The sequence below is a fragment of the Devosia algicola genome (assembly GCF_028816455.1).
Classification (GTDB): domain Bacteria; phylum Pseudomonadota; class Alphaproteobacteria; order Rhizobiales; family Devosiaceae; genus Devosia; species Devosia algicola.
This window is the reverse complement of the sequence record NZ_CP118246.1, coordinates 1789959-1814201: the sequence shown is the minus strand read 5'-3', so window position 1 is coordinate 1814201 and position 24243 is coordinate 1789959. Positions and strand designations below refer to the sequence as shown.

Below are 24243 nucleotides of genomic sequence, written 5' to 3'. Positions count from 1 at the left end.
ACTTACGGCCTTATCGAGGACTCCATATCGCACTGTTGAGGTAATTCACGACCGTAAAACTGAATCAATGGCGCGCGCGGTGTTCCAGTTACGGATGGTGCCGACGCCCAGTTTCTGACGGGTCAGGAGCGGTAGCAGCTTGGACCGGCTGGGTGCCTCTGCAAAGCTGATCCATAAATTGCCACTAACCGTTGCCAGCCGCTCCCCGTCGCGTGCCGCAGATGCGATGTCGGCTACCTTTTCCTTGGATAATGGATTGCGCATGACGCGCACCATTACATTGCTTGCATTTTGCTCCGCGGCGTCAACAAACGGGTTGGTTGCCACTATATTTTTCCAAGCCAGTGTGTCGCGCACGAGAAAATCAACGTGACGTCCGAACGTCGCGGCGTATGCCGTTTCAAGCCGAGCCTCCAGATTGTTGATTTCAGTTTGCTGGGTGGTGAATAGCAGGTTTCCCGTGGACAAAAGTGTATGTGGGGCTTCAAGCCCGATCGATAGCGTCATCTGCTTGAGATCCTGCATAACAAGCCTGCGGCCAGCAGGAAGGCTGATCGAATACAGGAGTGCCACATAACGTTGTTGAACGGCCTTTGGCATCAATTTCCTCTTGGTACGCTCGAATTGGTACGCACATAGGTGAATATCGTCCGTGATCGAGATGTTGGATCAGCTCACTGCCATTGCGCTGGGCCAATCGACCTAGTGAATTGTCCCACAAATATAGGCCTGGGAGACATGGGTGCAAGTTCCCGCCTATACTGGGGCCCGATCCTGCCCTTTGCCAAACCTATGGGTTAGGCTCGGCATAATTCCCGTTTCCGGCGCCCGACGCACAATTGTCGAAAAAGATGGATTGACGGACGGTCGGGTCGGGCGTATGCCGCTCCTCAGGACACCTTGCCCTAACGCAAGGCTATCGACCTGGGAGGGTCGCAATATGACTGATATGCCCCACACCGCACCGGCGGTTAAACCGGCTAACCCTAATTTTTCATCTGGTCCCTGTTCGAAACGTCCTGGTTGGACGGTCGAAGCGCTTGAGCATGCGTTGGTTGGACGTTCGCACCGCTCAAAACCTGGGAAGGCTCGCATTCAGCGAGCGATTGAGTTGACCCGCGCGTTACTCGAGGTGCCGGACGACTATGTGATCGGCATTGTTCCTGCCTCCGATACCGGCGCTGTCGAAATGGCGCTTTGGTCGATGCTGGGCGAGCGCGGCGTGGACATGCTGGCGTGGGAAAGTTTTGGGGCTGGTTGGGTCACCGACGTGGTCAAGCAACTCAAGGCTCGACGACGCGCGGATCATCAAGGCTCCATATGGCGAATTGCCTGACCTTGGTGAGGTTGATTGCGACCGTGACGTTGTCTTTACATGGAACGGCACGACGTCCGGTGTGCGGGTGCCCAATGCCGACTGGATCGCAGCGGACCGCAAGGGCCTGACCATTTGCGATGCGACATCGGCTGCGTTCGCGCAAGATCTGGATTTCCCCAAGCTCGATGTGGTGACGTTTTCCTGGCAGAAGGCACTAGGGGGCGAGGCCGCTCACGGCGTTCTGATCCTGAGCCCGCGCGCAGTGGCGCGCCTGGAAAGTTATAAGCCAGATCGTCCGCTGCCCAAGATTTTCCGTTTGACCAAGGGTGATAAGCTGCTGGCCGAGGTGTTCGACGGCGCGACGATTAATACGCCTTCTATGCTGTGCATTGAAGACGCGATTGACGCGATGGAATGGGGTCTGGAGCAGGGCGGCCTGAAAGGTTTGCAAGGGCGCGCTGATGCCAATTTCGAGGTGCTGGCGGACTGGGTGAGTAAAACGGACTGGGTGGCATTTCTGGCCAAGGATGAAGCCAATCGATCCAACACTTCGGTGTGCTTTTCAATTGTCGATCCGGCGGTTACAGCGCTTGCGGCGAACAAGCAGGCAGCCTTTGCCAAGGCCATGGTTGCTCGACTCGACCAGGCAGGTGCGGCGTACGATATCGGTGCCTACAAGGACGCGCCTTCGGGGCTTCGTATCTGGGCCGGTTCGACCATTGAAGCTGATGATCTCAAAGCATTGACGCCCTGGCTGGATTTCGCATTCGCAGCCGAAAAACTGGCGCTGACTGCAGACGCAGCCTGACATTGTCCTGACCTTCCGACGATCGGGTGGGCGTGTGAGATTCGGATCAACATCCTATCAGTCTCGCACCACATTCGTCGGGAGGGCACCTATCCATTTCTCATCAAGGAGGGCGTCATGCCCAAGGTACTCGTTTCCGATAAGCTCAGCCCGACCGCCGTTCAGATTTTCAAGGACAATGGCGTTGAGGTCGACTATCTGCCCGATCTGGGCAAGGACAAGGAAAAACTGCTCGAGGCAATCGGGCAATATGACGGTTTGGCCATTCGTTCCGCAACCAAGGTGACCGAAAAGCTTCTCGCTGCCGCCACCAACCTCAAGGTCATCGGCAGGGCCGGCATCGGCGTTGACAATGTCGATATTCCGGCGGCGACCAAAAAGGGCATCATTGTGATGAATACGCCCTTCGGCAATTCGATCACGACCGCTGAACATGCGATTTCGATGATGTTGTCACTGGCTCGACAGATCCCCGAGGCCGATGCTTCCACTCGCGCCGGCAAATGGGAAAAGAACCGTTTTATGGGCGTCGAAGTGACAAACAAGGTGCTGGGTATTGTCGGTTGCGGCAATATCGGGGCGATTGTAGCGGACCGCGCGCAGGGCCTGCGAATGAAGGTCATTGCATTTGACCCCTTTCTCACGCCAGAACGGGCGCTGGAAATTGGCGTCGAGAAAGTCGAACTGGACGATCTGCTGGCTCGAGCCGATTTTATCACGCTGCACACGCCGCTGACCGAGCAAACCCGCAATGTGATTTCTGCTGAGGCAATTGCCAAGTCCAAGATGGGTGTGCGAATTATCAATTGTGCGCGGGGCGGACTGATTGACGAGGCAGCGTTGGCTGATGCCCTGAAATCTGGCCAGGTCGCTGGCGCCGCGCTGGACGTATTTCTTGAGGAACCGGCATCGGCCAATCCGTTGTTCGATCTGCCCAATGTCATTGCGACGCCGCATCTGGGGGCCTCGACTTCCGAGGCGCAGGAAAATGTGGCGTTGCAGGTTGCCGAGCAGATTTCGGCGTACCTGATGAGCGGCGAAATCACCAACGCGCTCAACTTTCCCTCGATTTCGGGCGAAGAAGCGCCGCGTCTGACGCCGTTTATCAAACTGGCGGAAGTGCTTGGCTCATTTGCCGGTCAGTTGACCGAAACATCCATTCAAACGATCAAGATCGAGTTTGAGGGCAATGTCGCGGCAATGAACACCAAGCCGATGGTGGCAGCCGCATTGCACGGTGTGCTCAAGCCATTGTTGGCTGAAGTCAACATGGTCTCGGCGCCGCAGGTGGCCAAGGACCGCGGTATGGCAGTGGAAGTGGTGACGCGCGAGCAGCAGGGGGCGTATGAAAATTACATCCGCCTGACCATTGGCACGGAGCGGCAGGAACGGGCGGTTGCCGGAACGGTATTTGCCAGCGGCAAGCCACGCGTCATTCAGGTCAAGAACATCAATATGGAAGCGGAACTGACACCGTCCATGCTCTATGTGACCAATGAAGACAAACCGGGCCATATTGGCCGTCTAGGTACACTGCTGGGTACGTTGGGAATCAATATTGCCAACTTCAATCTTGGTCGTGATCAGGTTGGCTCGGACGCCATCGCGCTGGTATCGATTGATGGTACTCTTGGCGACAAGCAGTTGGCAGAGATACTGGCGCTACCGGGTGTCAAGCAGGCCAAAGCGCTAAAATTCTAGGGTTGTAACCACTTTGATGCTGAAAGGCCGACGCTAACGCGTCGGCCTTTTTCATGGAGAAATATTCAACTCGACGCGCTAGTTCTGAGGCGATCCAAGCGCGCGCCGCGCGCTGAACTCGGCGAGGAAAATGCCCGCAATTACGAGGACTGCTGCGACCATATGATAGGGTTGGAGTGTTTCGCCCAATACCAGAATTGCCAGGGTAGCTGCGAAAATCGGTATCAGATTGATGAACAGGCTGGCGCGGTTGGCGCCAATCAGTTCGACGCCGCGGACATAAAACATCTGCGAGACTACCGAGGGCAACAACATGGTGTAGACCGCGACCAGCCAACCCTGCGGGGTTACCGTTGGCAGTGCTGTAACGAAAGCGCCGATGCCACCTCCCAACGCCAGCTGATAAAATATTGATGCAATGATCGCCCCAAGGAACGTTGCGACCAGATAGCTGAGCCAACTGGTCACCGGGCGAAAGCGCAGGGATACTGAGTAAGCGGCATAAGCTGCGCAGGCGACTAATACCAGCAGGTCACCGAAACCAATATCGAGCGCCAAAAGGCGAGCCACCTCCCCATGGGTCGCGGTAATCAACACACCCGTAGCCGTTAGTGCGACACCAAGTAACTGCAAGGCACGGACGCGCAAACCAAACAGGGCGAAGTTTGCCAACATGACAAACATGTTAATGGTGACCTGTTCTAGGCCAATATTGATGCCAGGGGCGTAGTGGGCGGCAATGTAGATGAAAATATTGAAGGTGACATAGCCGACGCCCCCATAGAACAGGAATAGCCACCATTTCGCCAATAGCGTTGGCAGGTCGCGTCGTAGCGGGCGAATCGCAAAGGGCAAAACGATGAGAAGAGCGCCAATCCAGCGCAGCAAGGTGAGGGTATAGGGATCGATGTGACCAACAGCGAGTTTGCCCGCCACCACATTGCCACCCCAGAAAAGCGTGGTCAGGATCAGCAATACATAGGGGCGATCAAGAAGTTGCGCGGAGATGCCGCGATTTTGCGATGAAGGCGGCTTTGTCATTGTGGCTCTACTAATGTAATGAACTCGGACTTATCAGCAATTCGGCCGCCAACAAATCACAAAGGGCGGTCGGTGAACAAAGATTTATGGCCAAACCACTTTCGTCGGATGGCGGCGAAAGCTGATTGGTGTGCCTAACTCTGAGGACAAGCGAATGGCAAATGTGGTGGTCGTCGGCTCGCAGTGGGGCGACGAAGGCAAAGGCAAAATTGTGGATTGGCTTTCCGAGCGCGCCGACGTGGTGGTGCGTTATCATGGCGGCCACAATGCCGGCCACACGCTGGTTATCGACGGCGTCAGCTATAAACTCGCGTTGCTACCGTCGGGTCTGGTGCAAGGCAAACTCAGCGTCATTGGCAATGGTGTCGTGGTTGACCCACACCATTTCGTGCAAGAAATGGAAAAGTTGCGAGGGCAGGGCGTCAAGATTACGCCAGAGGTGCTGCGGATTGCCGACAATGCACCGCTTATTCTGTCATTGCACCGCGAACTGGACGCGATTCGCGAAGATTCAAATTCGGGTCTCAAAATTGGTACCACCAAGCGGGGTATCGGCCCAGCGTATGAGGACAAGGTTGGTCGTCGCGCCATTCGGCTGGTTGATCTCTCGGAACCCGATACGCTGATGCCAAAGATCGAACGTTTGTTGGCGCATCACAATGCGCTGCGACGCGGGATGGGGTTAGTCGAGATCGCGGCGGACGGCATTTTTTCCGAACTTACATCGATCGCCGATCAGATACTGCCGTTCATGGACCGGGTGTGGAATATTCTTGATGAAAAGCGTCGCGCTGGCGCTCGCATCCTGTTTGAAGGTGCGCAGGGAGCGTTGCTGGACAATGATCATGGCACTTATCCATTTGTGACGTCCTCCAATACGGTCGCGGGGCAGGCCGCGGCGGGATCAGGTCTTGGACCGACGGCAATCGGCTATGTTTTGGGGATCACCAAGGCCTATACAACACGCGTCGGCGAAGGGCCGTTTCCATGCGAACTGGACGACGAAATGGGCGCGCATCTAGCCACGGTCGGACGTGAGGTGGGTGTCAATACCGGCAGGGCACGACGCTGTGGCTGGTTCGATGCGGTCCTTGTGCGCCAGACCGTCAAGACCTCGGGCATATCGGGCATTGCGCTGACCAAGCTGGATGTTTTGGATGGGCTCAAGGAAATCAAGATATGTGTCGGATATGAGTTGGACGGATCACGAATCGATTATTTGCCTGCCTCAATGGGGGCGCAAGCGCGCGTTAAGCCAATCTATGAGACGCTGGAGGGCTGGTCGGGCACGACGGCTGGCGCCCGGAGTTGGGCGGAATTGCCCGCACAGGCGGTCAAATATGTGCGCTATATAGAGGAAATGATTGGGGCGCCGGTGGCAATGCTTTCCACAAGCCCGGAGCGGTTGGATACGATCTTGGTTCATGACCCGTTTCAAGATTGAATTTATTTGCTAAAAGACACCAGCAATTGTGAGTACCAAGTAGCGAATGGCGGACTACAAAGAGCTGTTGCGCAGGGCGATATCCGCCCTGCCAGAAAATAATGGAGCCGCACGTCGGGCGGTTTATGAGAAGGCGCGGTCTGCTCTGGTTGGACAGTTGCGCGCTATCAATCCGCCTCTGCCTGCTCGCGATATCACGCAACACCGATTGCAACTCGAAGATTGCATCCGTCAGGTAGAACAGGAAGCCAGCGAAGCGGTTATTTCGCTGCGTCGCGATTTTGCGGCACCGCCAGAGCGGTCTGTCGAGACTAAATTCGCCGCTGACGAAACCCCTGCAACCCAGGAAGTGCCGGAGCCCGAACCCGATCCAGTTGCAGAACCAGAACTGCCGAAAGAGCACGGGACGACACGTGCCTCAACCGATGACGCTGCAGAACTCGATGCCAAACCCACTGATAAGGTGAAGACCAAGCATGCGGCGCCACCCGCGCCCGCTGAACAGTCCGAAAATGCAGGCACTGGCAGTATCGCTGAACCGGTCGTGACGCCTCCTACCCAACCGCAATTTGCGTTCGACGCATCAGCTAAATCGGCGTCGTCGGCTTCGATAGAGGACATTATTAGTGCAGCTGAGGCTGCTGGCGGTGAGGTTGACCAATCAGCGCCACAGTCAAATACCACTGTTCCTGACGCCGCTGACAATCCAGACGCGGTGTCTGAACCCAACCCCGCGGTCGAACCCGAGATTAACACCCATCCCGCCGTTGCCCCGCCCAATGGGCAGTCGCCAGTGGCTGCCCCAAACGTGGATGTCAGCGCCGCTAAACCCAGCCCACCAGATCCGGTTGCGGACGTTGGCACACCGGCGGTCGAGCGACGCCCCCCATCGGACGGCGGCTTTTTTGGATCGAAGGGCAACGGCAAAACCGCCAATTTGGCAGCAGCCAATCGGGTAGAACCGGCAATGGGTGCCATGGAGCGCGCCCGCGACGGGGTCGTCGAGCCTGTCGTGATAAAGGACGCGGGAGCCGTCGAAAGTGCGCTTTCGAGCGAGCGCGAGGTTGATGTAGATGCGGGGGCGGGGAAATCCAACCCGCTGGAAGCCGAGGGCGTTATTGAGCGCGCCATCGAAACCCTTGATCGGGAAGCACGCGGCGAAAAGTCCGCGGCGCTGCCTGATGCGGCTGCCTCTGACGGTGATGGTAAACGGGACGACGCGGGTCCCAGCGGAGCGGTTGGAAGTGGCGACGAGCCTTGGCGAAGAGCGGCGCGGCGCGGGACTGACGATTTTTCTTGTGGTCTTCGCTTTGCTCCTCGTTGGCGTTGGCGGCGCTGGATTTTGGGCCTGGCGAGAAGGCTATGTCGATCTGGACCAGATGTTCGGGCGCTCAACGGCGGTTGCAACAGACACGGGCGCCACGAGTGCACCGACCACAGAGGGGGCCCCAAAGACGCCAACCCTCGATGGTAATGTCACCGCACCAGATATCGCTGGGCCAGGCAATACTGCATCCAGTCCGACGACGGGCGAAGCAACAACGGCATTGCAAGGGCTCGAACCGGAACCAGAAGCACGATTGACGCCTGATCCGGGCGCAGCAGGTGCCGGGACCGAGACAACGGCACCCGATACGACAACTGCCGAGGAGCGCTTGCCGGCCGAAACCACGCCTGAGATTGCGACGAATGATCCGGCAGCTTCTGTTGATCCGGCCGTGTTGGCCGGCAGTCAGTCGCTTTTGCTCGAGGCGTCATCGGATGGGCAGACTGGTGCTGTGCCATTCTCGGGTACGGTGGAATGGAGCGAGGGTACAGATGAGCCTTGGTGTGCCGACGATCAAGGCGACGGCCAGCATTCCAGCGCGAAATCTCAGCGTTGATGTGACTATTCGCAAGAATGCCGACGCGACCCTGCCTGCCAGCCATCTGATGGAGATCAATTTCCAGGTCAGTGACAGCTTTATCGGCGGTACAATCGCCAGTTTGCCAGGGGTACTGCTCAAGAATGAAGAGCCTGGTACAGGGCACGCCTTTAGTAGGGGCTTCCGCCCGCGTGGTGGGTAGTTCATTCCTGTTTGCCCTGAGTGCCGCCGAAAAGGACCTGCCGACCAATATCGAACTGCTGACTGAGCGCAAGTGGATGGATTTTGCGGTGATCTATGGCACCGGAACCCGTGCGATCATCACTTTGGAAAAAGATGATAGCGCAGAAGCCTTGTTCAAAAAGGTTTTTGCTGAGTGGGCAAAGTCGTGATGAAGGATGTGGCCTTCGCGATCTAAACCAGTGCCAGCTTCTGGTTGTCGAGTCGATAGTGGCGGTGGGCGACCGCATTGATGTCGTCGATATGGTGGCTGACCAATATAGTGTGCCAGCAATGAAAGCTGGTGAGCCGCACGACCAATGATCGTACCTGTCCACGCGTCCCATCATCTAGCGCCGAAAATGGCTCGTCCAGAAGCAAGACCGGGCGGGCGCGCAAGAGCGTCCGTGCAAGCGCTACGCGCTGTTTTTGGCCACCAGACAGGCCGGCGGCCAGGCGCGCACCGAACCCGGACAATCCAACTTCGTTGAGGGCAGCGTCTACGGCAACCTTTGTCTCGGTGCGAGGCGTTTTGGGCGACAACCCCAGCGCAACATTGCGCGCCGCAGTCAGATGCTCAAACAGGCTCTCGGTTTGCAGAAGCAGAGAAACAGGACGTTGTTCGGGCGGCAGCCGGACGATGTTGGTGCCATTGGTCGCAATTGTGCCTGATACAGGGGACAAGAACCCGGCAAGCAGGTCGAGCAACGTCGACTTGCCCGATCCACTCGGCCCCGAAATTGCGGTGATTTCGCCGGGCTTGGCGTCAAACGAGAACTGATAAGGAGTGGCCTGATCCCGATAGGCAAATGTCAGGCGGTCAACGACGAGCATGGGCAAGTCTTTCGAACAGTCTGGGCAAGGCCTCAAAGGCCGCGATGGTGCCGATGAGAAGGATGGCGGCAATCGCAGCCGCGTCGTCGGAGCGGTAGGCTCCCAACGCTCGGAACATCAAGAGTGGCAGCGTGGTGAAGTCCTGAGTTCCGAACAGGGCGATAACGCCTAAATCGCCAAGTGAAAAGCAAAATGACAGCGCCAGAACCACGCCGACGTCCCGGCCAAGTAGTGGATATTCGATCAGCTTGAATTGCTGCCAGCTAGAAAGACCGAGCGAGCGAATGAGTTTTCCACGCGAGCGCGCAATAGTGTCTAGTGGCGGACCCAGCGTTGCAACAGCAAAAGGTAAGGCCAACAGCGCATTGGCAAAAACGACGACATAGGGGGCCGCGGCACCCGGCGCGATGCCCATTGAGCGAACGAGCAGGAAACCTCCGAGGGACAGCACGACCGCCGGAACGGCCAGATAGGCGTATGCCGGCAGTCCCAACACGATGCGCAGTTGTTGACTGGCCGAGGCGCTGCGACCAAGAGATAGCGCCAGGGTAAATGTCAAAGTCAGAAGTGCGGAGATCGATCCGACAATCAGGCTCGTAGCGCTGGCGTGCCAAAAGCTGACAGTCGACAGGAGGTTGATCAGCCCAGCGGCCAAGCCATCGACAAGCACAGACGCCAGTGGCAGGACGAAACCCAACGTGGCAAGACCAAGTACAATCCAAGCCAAACCTAGTGCCCAGGCTCGGTCCCGCCACGATTTGGTGCTGGATGGGCCAAGGCTGCTGGGCACTGCCGGCAACGCCGCTGCCGAAAAAATGATGATTGAGCACACGCCGATCTGGGTAAGCGCCAACAGCACCGCGCCACGCAGATCAAAATCCTGCCGTACCGCTGCATATATGGCCACTTCGAGGGTCTGGTTGGCGGGACCCCCACCCAGCAGCAGAACAATTGGGAAGCTGGTGAAGGCCAGAAGGAAAATAATGGCGGCAAGGCCGGGCAGGGTGCCGCGCATAGCTTGCCAATCAAGGATGATAAATCGCGTCCATGGTGACAGGTTCAGGCTTTGGCCGGTCTTGAGGCGTTCTTGGGGAATGGAATCAAGGCGCGCGAGCAGGATGCGAGCGGCAAAGGCGCCATCAAGGATGACATGGGCCAACAATATTCCCGAGAGACCAAAGGCAGGATTGCCGATGGAAACGTTAAACATGGCAAGGCTGGCTTGATTGATCCAGCCGCTTCGACCCCAAATCGAAAGCATGCCGAAGGCAACGACCATGCCCGGTGTAACAATTGCCGCAGAGAAAATACCGATCAGCATATTACGGCCGGGAAAGCGCAATCGATTGAGCGCCCACGCCAACGCCGTGCCGACCAGCAAGGAGATTAGCGTAGTCAAACCTGCCTGAATGCTGGTCATACGCAGCAGATGCAAGATATCGATACGGCTTGATCCAGAGTCCGACACCGTAGTGGCGGCAGCGAGAATTGCCCAGAGAACAGCAGCAATCACGCCGGTGATCAGCGCCGCCAGAGTAAGACTTATAACGATGCGATTGCGGCGCTGGGGCAGACTTTGCATGGTGCTCCGGTTCGGCGGCATTGCCAGAGCCAGTCCGGCAATGCCATTGCAGTCGGACTACCCGACTATTGGATGGTGGTAAGCGCCTCATCAATCCATTGCCTGGCGTGCTTAGCGATATCCTGATCGCTAATAGTCAGGGTTTTGGCTGGTTGCGGCAGAGTTGCAAATATGGGGTTCATATCGGCGCCAAGATCGACGACAGGAAACATCCAATTGGTCATCGGAATGATTTTCTGACCGTCGACCGAGGTCAGATAGGCTAGAAAATCGCGTGCCAATTGTTGGTGTTCGGAGGATTTCAGAACGCCTGCCACTTCGATCTGGGCAAGATGGCCTTCCTCAAACAGTGCGGCCTTAATGGTCTCATCATTGTCTTCGATGATGTGATAGGCGGGCGAGGTCGTGTAGGAGAGCGTTAGATCAGCTTCGCCCTTGAGAAACAGATCGTAGCTTTCCGACCAATCACGCGTCATCGTCAGAATGTGCGGCTTGAGACCGGCCCAGATTTCGGGCGCACGGTCACCATAGGCAGCCTTGATCCAAAGCACGAGGCCAAGGCCGGGCGTTGATGAGCGGGGGTCCTGGAGGGCAATCTTGATATTTGCTGGAAGCGCGATCAGCTCTTCAAAGGACTTCGGCGGGGTTGGGATAGTATCGGTATCGTACATGATGGCAAAATGGGAATAGTCGAAGGGAACGAACTGCTTGTCGGTCCATGGTTCGGGCAGTTTCAAGCCTGACAGATCGAGATGGTGATCAGCAAACAGGCCGGTGGCGCGGGCTTCACCTGCAATTGCGGTGTCGAGTCCGACAATCACGTCCGCGGCGGTGGTGTCGCCCTCAAGCTGAACCCTGCGCAGCGCGCCGATGGAGCCTGTCAGCGGCGACAAAATTGACGACGCAACCGCAAGTTGCCTCGAATCCAGATTTGAGAGGACCGCCCGGGCCCCATTCGGCAGCGAAACCATCGTAAGTATAAATTGTGAGCGTGGGTTTATCCTGGGCAATAGCTGGCGTGGCAGCCAGTCCCAAGGCGACCGCAAACGCCAGAAAGCAAGTTGGCTTGACCATTTCGTCATTCCCTTCGGGTTGCGGTCATGTGAAGGGGAATGTGTCAAATGGTCGGGCCGAACGAGTGGCCTTGCCATCTCGAACTTCCTCCGCCAGCATGACCTGGTTCAGGTTCAATGGGTAATTCTCAGGCTCTGCGTTGGCAGAACACCCCAGCGAGACCTCATACACATAGTTGGAGTGAGCCAGTCGTGCAAGAGACTTTGCCAAACACGTCAGACGATCTGCCGCTGGTTTTCTCGGGGACAATCGCAATTGTAGGGGGCGGATCGGTGGCGCCGGGCCTACTGAACGATTTGCACGCGCGCGGCGTGGCGCTTGTCGGGGCCGATGGTGGCGGCGACGTGATTGGTGGCGTAGGGTTGGTTCCCGAGGCCATTATCGGCGATCTGGATTCTCTGGGCAATCGTTCGGTTTGGGAACAGCGCACGCGTGTCGTGGAGGTGCCCGAACAAATCACCACCGATTTTGAGAAGGCAATCTGTTGTACGCGCGCGCCAATGACATTGGCCGTGGGGATGACCGGCAAACGGTTTGATCACACGATGGGCGCGCTCCATGTCTTGACAAAATTTGCCGCCAGCCGCCGGATCATATTGATCGACGAACATGATATCGCAATGGCGGTCAGCGGGCCCCTGCGGTTTGACGCCAAAGTCGGGGAGCGCGTGTCGATGCATCCATTGGGCACGGTTCAGTTTGCGCGGTCCACGGGGCTGGTGTACCCGCTGGATGGACTGACGTTGGCGCCGGGCGTATTGACCGGCGTTTCCAATGCGGGGCTTGGGGGAGATATCATCATTGAGCCAATGGCGGGAGAACTGTCGCCCTGGTTACTAATTCTTGATAAAGCGCGACTGTGGGATTTGGTCGACCTGCCCCCCTGGGATAAGGCGGGCGCAATGCCCGCTCGTTCAAATGTCAGGCGTCGGCACCAGCCTGCTGGCTTGCCGCGTCCTTGACCGCAACCTGAACTTTTTCAAATGCCCGCACTTCGATCTGACGGATTCGCTCGCGGCTGACATCGTACTGTTGGGCCAATTCTTCGAGCGTTGAAGGATTGTCCTGGAGACGGCGCGCCTGGAAAATTGCCTTTTCGCGGTCATTGAGTACATCCATGGCATTGTTCAACAACCCCATCCGCTCCTTGTATTCCTCGCTGTCGCCCAGTGTCGTCTCGGCGCTTGGCGTATCGTCGACCAACCAATCCTGCCATTCAGAGGTGCCCTCGTCGGCCCGCATTGGCGAGTTGAGTGAGGCATCGCCTGAAAGACGTGCGTTCATCGAGACCACATCCGCTTCGGTGACTTTCAGGGTCGTAGCAATCTGCTTGATCTGATCGGGGTGCAAGGCCCCATCGTCAAGCGCGGCGATCTGACCCTTGACCTTGCGTAAGTTAAAAAACAGGCGCTTTTGGGCGGCGGTAGTGCCGATCTTGACGAGCGACCAGGAGCGCAGAACATATTCCTGGATAGCGGCACGAATCCACCACATGGCATAGGTGGCGAGCCGGAAACCCTTGTCGGGCTCAAAGCGCTTTACTGCGTGCATCAGCCCGACATTGCCTTCCGAAATAACTTCGGAAATTGGCAGGCCATAGCCACGATACCCCATGGCAATCTTGGCTACGAGACGCAAATGTGACGTAATCAAGCGCTGCGCGGCATCGGGATCAGTGTGTTCTTTGTAGCGTTTGGCCAGCATAAATTCTTCATCCGGCTCAAGCATGGGGAACTTGCGGATTTCCTGAAGATAGCGGCTCAGTCCGCCATCGGCGGACAGTACTGGTAAATTGGACACGGCCATCGTCGCACCCCTTATGGTTTCCCTCGCACAATGCGAGCAGAGGATCGGGCCAGCGCCCTTGCGGCACGCCGGTTGATTTGGCTCCTAATATAGGGTGGTATATGGCAAATGTAAGAGCCGCGCGAATAGAACAAACGCGAACACATCGTTTCGGTTCCGCGTCTGTCGTTATTTGGCAAATGCCTTATCATAGGGCTCCAAACTATCGAGCAATTGGGTCAGGTCAGGCGGTAATGGCGCCTCAAAGAACATTTCCTCACCCGTTTTTGGATGCTCGAAACCAAGTTCGGCGGCGTGGAGTGCCTGTCGTTCAAGTCGTGCGATTGCGGTCGCCGGTTCAGCAGGCAGCCTATTGACCTTGGTAGCGAAACCGGGTGCATAGACCGGGTCAGCAACCAGCGGGTGGCCGACATGGGTCATGTGAACCCTGATCTGATGGGTGCGACCTGTTTCGAGTTGGCACTCAAGTTGGGTAATGTCCCAGCCCTCGCCGCCAAATCGGCGCTTAGTCAAATAGTGGGTGATTGCCTCGCGACCGTCACGGCGTACGGCCTGCTTGAGTCGGTTGTTCTGATCCCGGCCCAGCGGCGCATCAACGGTACCACGCGCGGTTTCGGTATGACCCCAGACAAAGGCGGTATAGGCGCGATGCAGCGGACCGGTACGCCCATGGTCGGCAAATTGCTCTGAAAGATGTTTGTGAGCCCGTTCATTCTTGGCGGCAACCATAACCCCGGAGGTATCGCGATCCAACCGATGCACGATGCCGGGGCGCTTTACACCGCCAATGCCTTTGAGCGTATCGCCGCAATGATAGATTAGAGCATTGACCAGGGTGCCGCTATTATTCCCCGGCGCGGGGTGTACAACCATGCCAACCGGCTTATTGATAACGATAAGGAATGCGTCCTCATAGAGGATGTCGAGAGGGATGTTCTCGGCCTGTGGCTCTGGATCTTCTGGGGGCGGGGCAAGAAGAAAGATTGTCTCGCCGGCGCTTACGCGGTATTTGGGCTGGCTGATCGGTGTGCCATTGACCGTTACAGCACCGGCAAGGATCAAGTCCTTCAGGCGATTGCGGCTCAGCACAGCATGTGCCTTGGCCAGTACTGCATCAAGCCGTCCGCCTGCCATGGCGTCGTCGATCTGGAACTCGACGGCGCTACTATCGCCGAATTCATAATCTTGACTGGATGAGTCCCGCATGAGCGATCCTAACGTGAATGAGCCAAACAAGTCCGAAGCGCTTTCGCCCGAAGCGCTGGCGATCATGGCGAAAGCCCGTCGATCATTTATGATTTCGATGGGAATATTGTTGCTGGGCTTTATGGCGATTGGTTTCGCACTTGTCTATCGCGTGATGCGCGATCAGCCGTCAATCGAGATGGTGGCGAGCGTTTCCCTGCCCCAAGGGGCGGAAGTGGTGTCCGCCATGGTTGCAGAGGGGGCAATCAATATCACGTTTTTCGCCGACGGCGTCATGCACCTTCGGCTCTACGATCAAACGAGTGGCGAAATAACGCGCGATATCGTGTTGCAAAACGAGCCTTAACGGCCGCTAATTTCGCGCCGCGCCGCCACGCGATCGGACGCTTTTGAGGCGCTATTCGCCGGTTTTGGGAAATGGGCGGTCTTGGGCTGTAATGTTTCCACATTCAGTTCGTCATCGGCAAATTGCTGCACGCGGTCAAAAAGACTTACCTCACCGGTGTGCGGTGCCGATTTCTTGATGTCTCCATCTTGAACAAGCGTGATGACATTGGTGGCTATATCGCTCAGGCTTTGGCGCAATAATTGCTGATCGGCGTGACCGATGACCCAGTCTTGCTCAATTGAGTTCTGGACGGCGAAAACTTGCTGGCGGAGATGTTCGAGGCGCTGGTCCTGGTCGACTATGTCTGCAGGCGCGAGATCAACCGGTTGTGTGCTGGTGTCAACAATGTCTTTGGTTTCGGCCAGAATTGCGTTCAGGCGATTTTCTGCGCTCGCGATGCGCGCCTCGGCTGACACCAAATTCTGGGTGGCTTTAAGCGCTTGATCGCCTTGTCCCGCCATTGCGGAACGCATTTCGGCGATTGCCGCATTGGCTTCTGCCCCCTGCTGATCGGCGGCTTCGAGCCGGGATAGCAGCGCATGGGCCTGATCTTCGAGAAAACTGCTGCGCTGACGTTCCTTGTCCAGAGTTGCCAGAATGCGCTCGACGTCAGGGGCGTAGATGCCGGTGAGTGGTTCAGACTCGCCCAAAGTAAGTGCTGCCTGGCTAGCCAGTTCGGCATCGCCCGTTTGCCGCACTCTGAGTTCTTCGGTTAATTGGGCGACCTGCGCCTGGAGTTCGGCGATGTCGGTTTCAAGTTCTGATTGGCGGGTTTGGTGTGCGGTCAGGAGTTCCAACAGTTCGTCGCGTTCCTCTCGCAGGGCACCGGCGTCTGAAAGGCTCTGGTTTGCATCGCCAAGCTGGGCGGCCAATCGGGCACGCAAAGACTCGATGGTCATCTCCAGACGGCGGGTGGCGAGGGCAAATTCGGCGCGAAGCTGGTCTTTGTCAGCGCGGAATTCTGCAAGAGTAATTGGTGTTGCCGCTTCGATGCGACGTTTGGTGAGGCGAACCGCGCGCTTCCATACGGCGGGCATGATGATCAGTGCCACAAGTCCCGCTACGAGCAGACCAAGCGCAAAGTACATGATATTTTCAATACCCATATACCAACTCCGACGCCAACCGGGACAATAGCAGCCCGAAGACGCACTCCTAATCTGGCAGCAATAGGTGTTTTCCGCTTTCAGCGCCAGAGCCTATCCCTAACGGATAATGGGCCGTACGTCACGATAACAGGTGTGAGTTTGTGCCATGTGTGGCGCGAGAAAACGCCGATATTTGGCCTAAAAGGGGTTCCAGGTCGGCTCGGCCGTGAATTTGAGGTAGCCAACATTTATGCCGAGGCGAGCGCCTACACCTGACCGGATCGGCACCATGACAACATTGCGGTACTTAATCACTGTCATGCCCAGTCCGCCTACAATGTAGGCGGAACCGTCTACGCCGGCGAAGCGCCCAAACATGTCATTGGTGGAGCTAAGGTTGTAAACCAGCATCATTACCTTGGAGCCATCGCCGCCGACGTCAAAGCCGATGCTGGGGCCTTGCCAGTATACCGGCACTTCGCCGGCATTACGCGTATATAGACGGCCCTCACCATAGCGGGCGCCGGCGAAAAGAGCGCCTCCAGCATCCTGACCCAATATATAGCCATTGGGCAGGCCGAATTGGCTCACTGCGCGCTCAACAACCGAAGCCATCCCTTGGGCTACAGAGCCGAAAAATGCGCTGCCGGTCGACACTAGTTCGTCACCCGAAAACGTGTCCGATACCGAACCAACCTGAGCCACGACCATTTGGGTGGGCACCAGCAGGGCGCCGAGCGTGGCAAGGATTAAGGCGAGGCGCTTGAACATGGTGAGCCTCTCCAGTGCGGGCATTTCGGCGCAGGCTTATGAAGCTTTAAGACTATGGCGTTAGCGTTGGGTAGCTGCAGCGGGCCGGGCGTCGATCAATTGACTCAATGATGAAGCAAACCTCTAAACAAATCTTAACCATCCTTGCCTTTGTTTTGCCGTTATTGGGCGGCGCCGGAGGTGTGTGGGTACCGTCGGCCATTGCCCAATCGCTCAATGGCACGATAATTACCGATCCGTTGACGGGTATGGCACTCAACGGCATGGATCCAGTGTCATATTTTTCCGAAGATGCGCCGCTGCCTGGGAAGGCGCAATATGAAGTGGTTTGGGGTGGCGTGCCCTGGCACTTCGCCAACGCCGCCAACAAGGACGTATTTCAGCGGGCGCCTGATATCTACGCTCCTCAATATGGCGGACACGGCGCCATGGGCATGGCGCGCGGATTTTTGTCGGATGCCGATCCTAGCATTTATACCGTGTTCAAGGCTCGGTTGTATCTGTTTTACTCGGCGGCCAATCGCGAAGCGTTTCGATTGGCGCCGGACGCCGCGGCGAGCGCGGGCACCCAGCATTGGCCCGAACTATTACCGCTGCTGACCACCAAATAGGGCGCTGGGCAGATTTTACGCTCCAAATGGTCCATACCCGCATTAATGTTCAACAAGTGATTCTTTGACCGGCATTGCGCCGCTTCGAACGGAGACAATTCATGGCCGACATCATCGAGTCTCAATGCAACAGATCTGGCGGCCATGCTGTGCTCGCGCGTTTGCCATGACCTGATCAACCCCATCGGCGCCATTGGCAATGGACTGGAGGTGCTGGCAGATCCAGCTCAGTCGGAAATGGCTGATGGTGCGCGCGATCTGATCGCCAGTGCGGCCAAGCAATCGCGCGCCAAGCTGGAATTTGCCAGGCTCGCCTACGGCGCGTCCTCTACGTCCGGCACTGATATCGACACGCGTGAGTGCGAACGTGTCGCGCGCATATTGTTCGAGATCGAGAAAGCCGACCTCGAATGGGATGTGCCGCTAATACTTTTGCCCAAGCATAAGGCCAAGGCTCTTCATGAACCTGTTGCTAATTGCGGCAAACTCGGTGCCGCGCGGCGGCCAGGTTTCTGCTTCGATCAGTGGCGATGCCGGCGCGGAGAAGTTTGAATTTACCACCCGGAGCGATCCCGAAAAGCGCCAGCGCACGCTGGTACCTTCCGGCGTGGCGGGGCTTCTATCTGGTGAGCCGGAAGAAGGGGCCGTCGATGCGCGTGGCATCCAGCCATTTTATACCGGACTGTTGGCGCGACTGACCAACATGGCGCTGGATATCGGCCTTAAGGACGAGACGTTCTTCCTGACCGCTATACCTGCGGGGCCGGATGTCGATGTCGACGGCGGCGGCGAGACCGAACGCGGGGTCGAGTAAGCGCGCGCTAACCATTTTGTAGGCAGTTGCGCTCATTATTGGTAAACCACACAATATTGGTTAGAGGCCATTATGAAATCCTGTCTTATTGTTGATGATTCCAGCGTGGTCCGCAAAGTTGCCCGCCGTATCCTTGAAGATATGGACTATGTGGTTGATGAGGCCGAGGATGGGCAGGAAGCTATCGACAAGTGTCAGCAGGAAATGCCCGACGCCATTTTGCTTGATTGGAACATGCCAATCATGAGCGGGCTGGAATTTCTCAAATTGTTGCGCACCTACGAGGGTGGGGAAAAACCCAAGGTGGTCTATTGCACGGTCGAGAATGATATTGGCGCGATCGCGCTCGCCCTCAAGGCTGGTGCCAGCGACTATATGATGAAGCCGTTTGACCAAGCGATCCTTGAGGCCAAGTTCCAGCTGTCAGACGCCGCCTGAGTTTGCGAACATTTCGCGTCTCAACGAGCCTTTGTTACTTCGGCGCTGATCCTCGATTTCCCTTTTGGACCACATGGTCGCCTTGCACTGGCTGACAATCGAGGCAAACAAAACAAAAAACCCCACGCCAACCGGCGCGGGGTTTTTTCGAACTCTGTGGAGGAGTCGATTGGTCAGGCGACGCTTTCGGAATAGCCTTCGTTTTCATCAGGTTCGCGCAATACGTAGCCGCGACCCCATACGGTTTCGATGTAATTCTTGCCACCAGTGGCAACGCTGAGTTTCTTGCGAAGCTTGCAGATGAACACGTCGATGATTTTGAGTTCGGGTTCGTCCATCCCGCCATAGAGGTGGTTGAGGAACATTTCCTTGGTCAGTGTCGTGCCTTTGCGCAGCGAGAGCAATTCGAGCATCTGGTATTCCTTGCCGGTCAGATGCACGCGTTGGGTCTGGACCTCAACCGTCTTGGTGTCGAGATTGACGGTCAACTCACCGGTGGTGATAACCGACTGGGCATGTCCTTTGGAGCGACGGACAATGGCGTGGATGCGGGCCACGAGTTCGTCCTTGTGGAATGGCTTGGTCATGTAGTCGTCGGCACCAAAACCAAGGCCGCGAACCTTGTCTTCAATGCCCGCCAGGCCGGAAAGGATCAAGATTGGAGTCTGCACCTTGGCGACACGCAGGGTGCGCAGCACCTCGTAACCGCTCATGTCAGGCAGGTTCAGGTCCAAAAGGATAATGTCGTAGTCGTATAGTTTTCCTAGATCGACGCCTTCCTCACCCAGATCGGTGGTGTAGACGTTAAAACTCTCTGATTTGAGCATCAGTTCGATGCTCTGCGCCGTGGCGCTATCGTCCTCTATAAGGAGTACCCGCATTATATTCCCCTTGCCATTCGTTCCTGCTGGAACATGGAGGCCCGCATTGCTGACTGCGGCCTCACTCCAACCCTACTGGATATGACCAAACCCTAGCCCCTAATAGTTAACAAAGTTTAATTCCGCTCTGCAATACGCAAACGACAGTAAGGTGAATTAATATTAACTTATTGAAATATAAAGACTAATTGCAAGAAATATTCTTAATAAAATGGTTTAAGTAGCCGCTGGAACCGATTCAATCGACTCATGCAATTACCGAATATGTGGGGGAAAGGGGCTGTTGTGCCGACCGGCAGAAAAAACATCCCAATGACACCTATTAACGCTTTTAGCTTAACGTATTGTTACTTTCCGATTCGCGGCGAGGCTCGATTCGAGGACGGCTGTTAAGGTTGACCATTTACTCACAGGGAAGGCGAAACATTGAAAGCGCTGACCTCAGCCATCGAGGCGATCGACGATGTCGAAGTGTTCGGCCGGGTCAAGGCCGTGCAGGGACTGTTGATCGAAATCGTTGGTCCCGTTCGGGAGTTGCGCGTTGGCGGGCGCGTCATCATTGAGACATCGGGCGCTGATCCGTTGCCGTGCGAAATCATCGGCTTCAAGGACGGGCATGCGCTGTGCCTGCCGTTCGGGCAATTGGCGGGGGTAAGGCTGGGATGCAAGGCCGTGTTCCAGCGCCATGATGGTGCAATGTTCCCTTCGGCTGGCTGGCTGGGACGTGTGATCAATGCTGGTGGCGAACCAATAGATGGGAAGGGCCCGTTGCCGCGTGGTGGCGAACCTTATGCCTTGCGGCAGTCGCCCTTGGCCGCCCATGACCGGGTTCGCGTTGGCGAACCTCTGGATCTTGGGGTGCGTGCACTCAATACATTCACAACGGTGTGCGAGGGCCAGCGATTAGGCATTTTTGCCGGGTCCGGTGTCGGCAAGTCGGTGCTGATGAGTATGTTGGCCCGTAACACCGATGTCGATGTGGCGGTGATTGGTCTGATCGGAGAACGTGGACGCGAGGTACACGAATTCATCCAGGAATATCTGGGAGAATCGGGCATTGAAAAAGCAGTCGTGATCGTGGCGACTTCAGATGAGGCGGCACTGATGCGGCGGCAGGCGGCGTTTCTGACGCTGGCCGTATCGGAGTATTTTCGCGATCAGGGCAAGCGCGTGTTGTGCATGATGGACAGTTTGACCCGCTTTGCCATGGCGCAGCGCGAGATCGGGTTGGCAGTGGGGGAACCACCCACCGCAAAGGGCTATCCACCAACGGTTTTCACAGAATTGCCACGATTGCTCGAACGTGCGGGCCCGGGCATGGTAAATTCGGGGTCTGTTACCGGCTTATTTACCGTTTTGGTGGAAGGTGATGATCACAATGAGCCCATTGCCGATGCCGTACGCGGTATTCTTGATGGACATATTGTGATGGAGCGCGGGATTGCCGAGCGGGGACGCTATCCGGCGGTAAACGTGCTTCGGTCCATATCGCGCACCATGCCAGGGTGTGTGCCGACCGATTTCCGGCCGGTTCTGGTTAAAGCGCGAGAACTCATGTCGATATTTTCCGACATGGAGGAACTGATCCGGCTGGGGGCTTACCGGACGGGGTCAGATCCGAAAGTGGACCGCGCCATCGCGATCAACCCGGCGCTTGAGGCTTTCTTGAGCCAGCAACGGGAAGAAACGACTACAATTGCTGCGGGCTATGATCAGGCTCAAGGCAATTGTGGACGCCGCGGCGACGACGGACTGAAGGAGCGCCATGTGTCCGCGTTCCGGAACTGACTTGGTGTGTAAGGAGTACAGGTCGTGAAATCGAGAAGCGAGAGCCTAATCCGGCTCAAAAAGTTCCAAGTCGACGAGAAGCGACGCCAGGTCAGCCAGATCGAAATGATGGTCAATGACTTTGTCCGCATGGCGACAGAGCCTTGATCAACAGATCGAGATTGAGCAAACCAAGACCGGCATTTCCGACGTCGCCCATTTTGCCTATTCGACTTTTGCCAAGGCCGCCATGGTGCGTCGTGACAATCTGCTGGCATCAGCCAATGATATGCGCGAAAAACTCGAGGCTGCGCAGGACGCGCTGGCTGAGGCGCTTGAGGACCTGAAAAAGGTCGAGCCTACTGGACCAGCGCGAAAACCAGCGCGAAGCGGCAGAGCAACTCAAGGTCGAGCAGTCAGAATATGACGAAATCGGGCGCCTGCGGTTTCGCAACGCCAAGTAAATCAGGTTTTACGGCGCAATTACCATGCGTTGATTGGTCCGGTCGGCTTCATAGCTTGCCGGATCATAAGCTGTTTGGGCCTCGAGTTGTGCCTTTGTTGTATTAAGAAACACATATCGCGTGTCGTTGACGTCCATTGAGACGTTCATGTTGTCGACGCCAACTGCGACCGGTTTTGCGCCCAGCCCCAGAAATCCGCCGACGTCCACAATGATGGCATCGATGGTGCCGTCTGGATTGCTGACCACATTATTGACCGTGCCGATCTGCTGGTCGATCCCATAAACCGCGATACCATAAAGCTGATCAGGGTTCATGGTGGCAATGTCCGTGGGCGTCGGTTTGGCACCATCGACATTGTTGCTGGTGCCGATATTGCCTTCGGTTTCCGGCTGGTCAGTGGTGATTGTTGGGTCAACCGCGGTAGCGTTTGGATCGCCGTCGACCATTTGAGAGGCCTCCTGCTCGGGCGTCATTGACGATCCGATTGCTGCTTCGCTGTCGGCCCAGATAAAGGTGGGTGCGGCGGTCATGGCGTCCTGGCTCGTCGAGGCAACATAGCGAAGGCCGCCATCACTGGAGGTGACCAACTGCAACTGCGAAAAGTCGACGGCGACAAGCTTGGAGTCTTCACCGACAAACTTTCCGACATCAATTACCGCAGCCGACACGGTGTTGCCGCTGCTCAATACGAGATCGGTAATGGTGCCGAGTTCCTGGGCATCCCTGCCGGCCGAATTGTAGACCGTCTGCCCGACAATAACAGAGGTCAACTGATCGTCGGGTTGGGCCTCATAACCTTGCGAAACGACTGTTGGCGGGGTCAAACCCACCTTCTCCAACTCAGTGGAGGTGGCTATGGGTGCCTCCTGCGCGAGACTTAGGCCAGCAAGGCTAGCGATCAACACTGTTGCTCCGAGTAACTGACGGATCATGACCTGTTCCTGTTCTAGACGCATCGCGCGGCGGGACCATATAGCAACGTCGAACGAACTTTGGTGGTTCCAAACATGGTGAAGGCCGCACCATTGGTGCGGCCTTGCTCGAACTCTTTAGTCTTTGGTTGACCTATTATTGAGCGACCATGCGCTGATCATCACGCGTGGTGGCGTAAGTGTCGGCATTGTATTCAGGTTGCTGTTCGAGGCTGTTCCTTGGTGAAATCGACATAGACAAAATACTGCCCGCCTTCGTCCGTGGCGAACTTGAGATTATCCATGCCCACGGCAACGCGCTTTTGGCCCATGCCAAGGAAACCACCAAAGTCGATCAGCATGGCATCAACCTTGCCGTCTTCGGTCAGAACCATGTCGCCTACCTCGGCTATGTCCTCACCGTCGGTGCCGACAACCTTGGCACCCTGGAGATTTTCCGCTGTCAAATCTTCAACTGTGACAGCCGTATATCCAGTGGGCAGATTTCCGGCGTTGTTGGTCACGGCGGTGTTGTCCGCTGGCGTTACTGGAGCCATGGCCCCTGCGTTGTCTGCTGGTGCGGCAGGCGCCATTGCTCCGGCGTTGTCTGCTGGTGCTATAGCGCCATTATTGGCATCGGCGGGTTTGTCTTCTTTCCAGACAAAGTCCGGTGCTGCGGTCAGCCTCGTCGGCAGTGGTGGGCAGTACCCAGCGCTCAGTGTTGTCCGACGCAACGGTAAAGTCCAGCGAACCAAAATCAACGGCGACGGACTTTTCACCGATACCAAGGAAGCCGCCAACGCCAATGACAGCGGCAGTGATGCGCCCGTCGTCCGAGAACACCAGATCGGTAACATTACCAATTTCTTCAGCGTCATCGCCGGTCGAGGAATAGACAGGCTGGTCAATCAAGCGCGTTGCCAGATTATCGGTGTCGGCAACTTGATAGCCTTGCGCCATGTCGAAAGATTTTGCCATGCCGGCGTCTGCAGGTGTCGCCATCTTGTCGGCGGGCGCAGCATTGTCGGCAGGTGTTGCATTGTCTGCAGGCGCTGTATTGTCTGCGGGCGCTGCATTCTCAGTTGGCGTTGCCATATTATCAGCGGGTGCCTTTTCCTGGGCGATGGCGCCGGCACTGAGCAACATTGTGAGAGCGGTAGTAGCCAAAAGGGTGCGGATCATAATATCCTCGTCAGGTTCATTGTTACT

General features: G+C 56.6%; 25 protein-coding genes and 2 pseudogenes. 14 read left to right on the top strand and 13 right to left on the bottom strand.

The genetic code is table 11. The annotated features are described in order from the left end of the window. Window positions 1–45 precede the first annotated feature (45 nt). Window positions 46–600 (bottom strand): DUF1697 domain-containing protein, encoded by a 555-nt coding sequence (locus PSQ19_RS09645; RefSeq protein WP_282217567.1) that lies wholly within the window; start codon window positions 598–600, stop codon window positions 46–48. Window positions 601–949: 349 nt separating this feature from the next. On the opposite strand from PSQ19_RS09645, the pseudogene PSQ19_RS09640 reads away from it, so the two are divergent. Further along, window positions 950–2126 (top strand): annotated as a pseudogene (locus tag PSQ19_RS09640) (phosphoserine transaminase). Between the two features lie 117 nt (window positions 2127–2243). Next, a complete protein-coding gene (gene serA, locus PSQ19_RS09635) occupies window positions 2244–3827 on the top strand; it encodes a phosphoglycerate dehydrogenase (RefSeq protein ID WP_282217566.1) in 1584 nt (527 codons plus the stop codon). Window positions 3828–3905: 78 nt separating this feature from the next. On the opposite strand, the gene PSQ19_RS09630 is transcribed toward serA, so the two are convergent. Continuing rightward, the gene (locus PSQ19_RS09630) at window positions 3906–4868 is read right to left on the bottom strand and encodes a DMT family transporter (RefSeq protein ID WP_282217565.1); all 963 of its coding nucleotides are present in this window, start codon (window positions 4866–4868) and stop codon (window positions 3906–3908) included. Between the two features lie 154 nt (window positions 4869–5022). On the opposite strand from PSQ19_RS09630, the gene PSQ19_RS09625 reads away from it, so the two are divergent. The 4 genes from PSQ19_RS09625 (at window position 5023) to PSQ19_RS09610 (ending at window position 8569) form a co-directional block, all read left to right on the top strand. Further along, the gene (locus tag PSQ19_RS09625) at window positions 5023–6312 is read left to right on the top strand and encodes an adenylosuccinate synthase (RefSeq protein WP_282217564.1); all 1290 of its coding nucleotides are present in this window, start codon (window positions 5023–5025) and stop codon (window positions 6310–6312) included. A 46-nt stretch (window positions 6313–6358) separates the two neighbouring features. Beyond that, window positions 6359–7786 carry a hypothetical protein gene (locus PSQ19_RS09620; RefSeq protein ID WP_282217563.1) on the top strand — a complete coding sequence of 476 codons (1428 nt, stop codon included), beginning with the start codon at window positions 6359–6361 and terminating at the stop codon, window positions 7784–7786. 344 nt (window positions 7787–8130) lie between these two features. Next, window positions 8131–8379, top strand: a complete 249-nt coding sequence (locus tag PSQ19_RS09615; protein WP_282217562.1) for a hypothetical protein — start codon at window positions 8131–8133, stop codon at window positions 8377–8379. Beyond that, window positions 8369–8569, top strand: coding sequence for a hypothetical protein (locus tag PSQ19_RS09610; RefSeq protein ID WP_282217561.1), 201 nt, complete (start codon window positions 8369–8371; stop codon window positions 8567–8569). Before PSQ19_RS09615 ends, PSQ19_RS09610 begins: the two co-directional genes overlap by 11 nt. A gap of 22 nt (window positions 8570–8591) precedes the next feature. On the opposite strand, the gene PSQ19_RS09605 is transcribed toward PSQ19_RS09610, so the two are convergent. The 3 genes from PSQ19_RS09605 to PSQ19_RS09595 form a co-directional block, all read right to left on the bottom strand. Then, window positions 8592–9230 (bottom strand): ATP-binding cassette domain-containing protein, encoded by a 639-nt coding sequence (locus PSQ19_RS09605; protein WP_282217560.1) that lies wholly within the window; start codon window positions 9228–9230, stop codon window positions 8592–8594. Further along, on the bottom strand, window positions 9217–10812 hold the full coding sequence (locus PSQ19_RS09600; protein ID WP_282217559.1) for an ABC transporter permease family protein: 1596 nt from the start codon (window positions 10810–10812) through the stop codon (window positions 9217–9219). The genes PSQ19_RS09605 and PSQ19_RS09600 overlap by 14 nt, the downstream gene beginning before the upstream one ends. A 65-nt stretch (window positions 10813–10877) precedes the next feature. Further along, window positions 10878–11705 carry a thiamine ABC transporter substrate-binding protein gene (locus tag PSQ19_RS09595; protein ID WP_328517640.1) on the bottom strand — a complete coding sequence of 276 codons (828 nt, stop codon included), beginning with the start codon at window positions 11703–11705 and terminating at the stop codon, window positions 10878–10880. A gap of 372 nt (window positions 11706–12077) precedes the next feature. Here PSQ19_RS09595 and PSQ19_RS09590 point away from each other — a divergent pair, with 372 nt between their 5' ends. Further along, window positions 12078–12848, top strand: a complete 771-nt coding sequence (locus PSQ19_RS09590) for a thiamine diphosphokinase (RefSeq protein ID WP_282217558.1) — start codon at window positions 12078–12080, stop codon at window positions 12846–12848. On the opposite strand, the gene rpoH is transcribed toward PSQ19_RS09590, so the two are convergent. Then, window positions 12808–13692: an RNA polymerase sigma factor RpoH gene (rpoH, locus tag PSQ19_RS09585; protein WP_282217557.1), complete on the bottom strand. Its 885-nt coding sequence runs from the start codon at window positions 13690–13692 to the stop codon at window positions 12808–12810. The two genes, PSQ19_RS09590 and rpoH, sit on opposite strands and share 41 nt — an antisense overlap. A 168-nt stretch (window positions 13693–13860) precedes the next feature. Beyond that, window positions 13861–14826: an RluA family pseudouridine synthase gene (locus tag PSQ19_RS09580; protein WP_282220662.1), complete on the bottom strand. Its 966-nt coding sequence runs from the start codon at window positions 14824–14826 to the stop codon at window positions 13861–13863. A 70-nt stretch (window positions 14827–14896) separates the two neighbouring features. Here PSQ19_RS09580 and PSQ19_RS09575 point away from each other — a divergent pair, with 70 nt between their 5' ends. Then, on the top strand, window positions 14897–15244 hold the full coding sequence (locus PSQ19_RS09575; RefSeq protein WP_282220590.1) for a DUF6476 family protein: 348 nt from the start codon (window positions 14897–14899) through the stop codon (window positions 15242–15244). Here the strand turns inward: PSQ19_RS09575 and PSQ19_RS09570 are convergent. Both PSQ19_RS09570 and PSQ19_RS09565 read right to left on the bottom strand, forming a co-directional pair. After that, a complete protein-coding gene (locus tag PSQ19_RS09570) occupies window positions 15241–16392 on the bottom strand; it encodes a coiled-coil domain-containing protein (protein WP_282220589.1) in 1152 nt (383 codons plus the stop codon). The two genes, PSQ19_RS09575 and PSQ19_RS09570, sit on opposite strands and share 4 nt — an antisense overlap. A 180-nt stretch (window positions 16393–16572) precedes the next feature. After that, window positions 16573–17085 (bottom strand): DUF1134 domain-containing protein, encoded by a 513-nt coding sequence (locus tag PSQ19_RS09565; RefSeq protein ID WP_407649149.1) that lies wholly within the window; start codon window positions 17083–17085, stop codon window positions 16573–16575. 242 nt (window positions 17086–17327) lie between these two features. Between PSQ19_RS09565 and PSQ19_RS09560 the strand changes: the two genes are divergently transcribed. The 4 genes from PSQ19_RS09560 to PSQ19_RS09545 all read left to right on the top strand — a co-directional run bounded on the left by PSQ19_RS09560 (window position 17328) and on the right by PSQ19_RS09545 (window position 19008). Next, a complete protein-coding gene (locus PSQ19_RS09560; protein ID WP_282220587.1) occupies window positions 17328–17756 on the top strand; it encodes a YHS domain-containing (seleno)protein in 429 nt (142 codons plus the stop codon). A 210-nt stretch (window positions 17757–17966) separates the two neighbouring features. After that, window positions 17967–18308 carry a hypothetical protein gene (locus PSQ19_RS09555; RefSeq protein WP_282220586.1) on the top strand — a complete coding sequence of 114 codons (342 nt, stop codon included), beginning with the start codon at window positions 17967–17969 and terminating at the stop codon, window positions 18306–18308. Then, complete coding sequence (locus tag PSQ19_RS09550; protein ID WP_282220585.1) at window positions 18217–18570, top strand: histidine phosphotransferase family protein; 354 nt, start codon at window positions 18217–18219, stop codon at window positions 18568–18570. Before PSQ19_RS09555 ends, PSQ19_RS09550 begins: the two co-directional genes overlap by 92 nt. A 72-nt stretch (window positions 18571–18642) precedes the next feature. Next, window positions 18643–19008, top strand: a complete 366-nt coding sequence (locus PSQ19_RS09545; RefSeq protein ID WP_282220584.1) for a response regulator — start codon at window positions 18643–18645, stop codon at window positions 19006–19008. Window positions 19009–19181: 173 nt separating this feature from the next. Here the strand turns inward: PSQ19_RS09545 and ctrA are convergent, their stop codons facing one another. Further along, complete coding sequence (ctrA, locus tag PSQ19_RS09540) at window positions 19182–19889, bottom strand: response regulator transcription factor CtrA (RefSeq protein ID WP_282220583.1); 708 nt, start codon at window positions 19887–19889, stop codon at window positions 19182–19184. A gap of 426 nt (window positions 19890–20315) precedes the next feature. On the opposite strand from ctrA, the gene fliI reads away from it, so the two are divergent. Next, a complete protein-coding gene (gene fliI, locus PSQ19_RS09535; RefSeq protein ID WP_282220582.1) occupies window positions 20316–21677 on the top strand; it encodes a flagellar protein export ATPase FliI in 1362 nt (453 codons plus the stop codon). A 24-nt stretch (window positions 21678–21701) separates the two neighbouring features. Further along, window positions 21702–22120, top strand: a pseudogene (gene fliJ, locus PSQ19_RS09530) (flagellar export protein FliJ). An 8-nt stretch (window positions 22121–22128) separates the two neighbouring features. Here the strand turns inward: fliJ and PSQ19_RS09525 are convergent. The 3 genes from PSQ19_RS09525 to PSQ19_RS09515 all read right to left on the bottom strand — a co-directional run bounded on the left by PSQ19_RS09525 (window position 22129) and on the right by PSQ19_RS09515 (window position 24216). Beyond that, complete coding sequence (locus tag PSQ19_RS09525; protein ID WP_282220581.1) at window positions 22129–23055, bottom strand: PRC-barrel domain-containing protein; 927 nt, start codon at window positions 23053–23055, stop codon at window positions 22129–22131. Between the two features lie 194 nt (window positions 23056–23249). Next, complete coding sequence (locus PSQ19_RS09520; protein ID WP_282220580.1) at window positions 23250–23591, bottom strand: PRC-barrel domain-containing protein; 342 nt, start codon at window positions 23589–23591, stop codon at window positions 23250–23252. A 70-nt stretch (window positions 23592–23661) separates the two neighbouring features. Then, window positions 23662–24216 (bottom strand): PRC-barrel domain-containing protein, encoded by a 555-nt coding sequence (locus PSQ19_RS09515; RefSeq protein WP_282220579.1) that lies wholly within the window; start codon window positions 24214–24216, stop codon window positions 23662–23664. Window positions 24217–24243 lie beyond the last annotated feature (27 nt).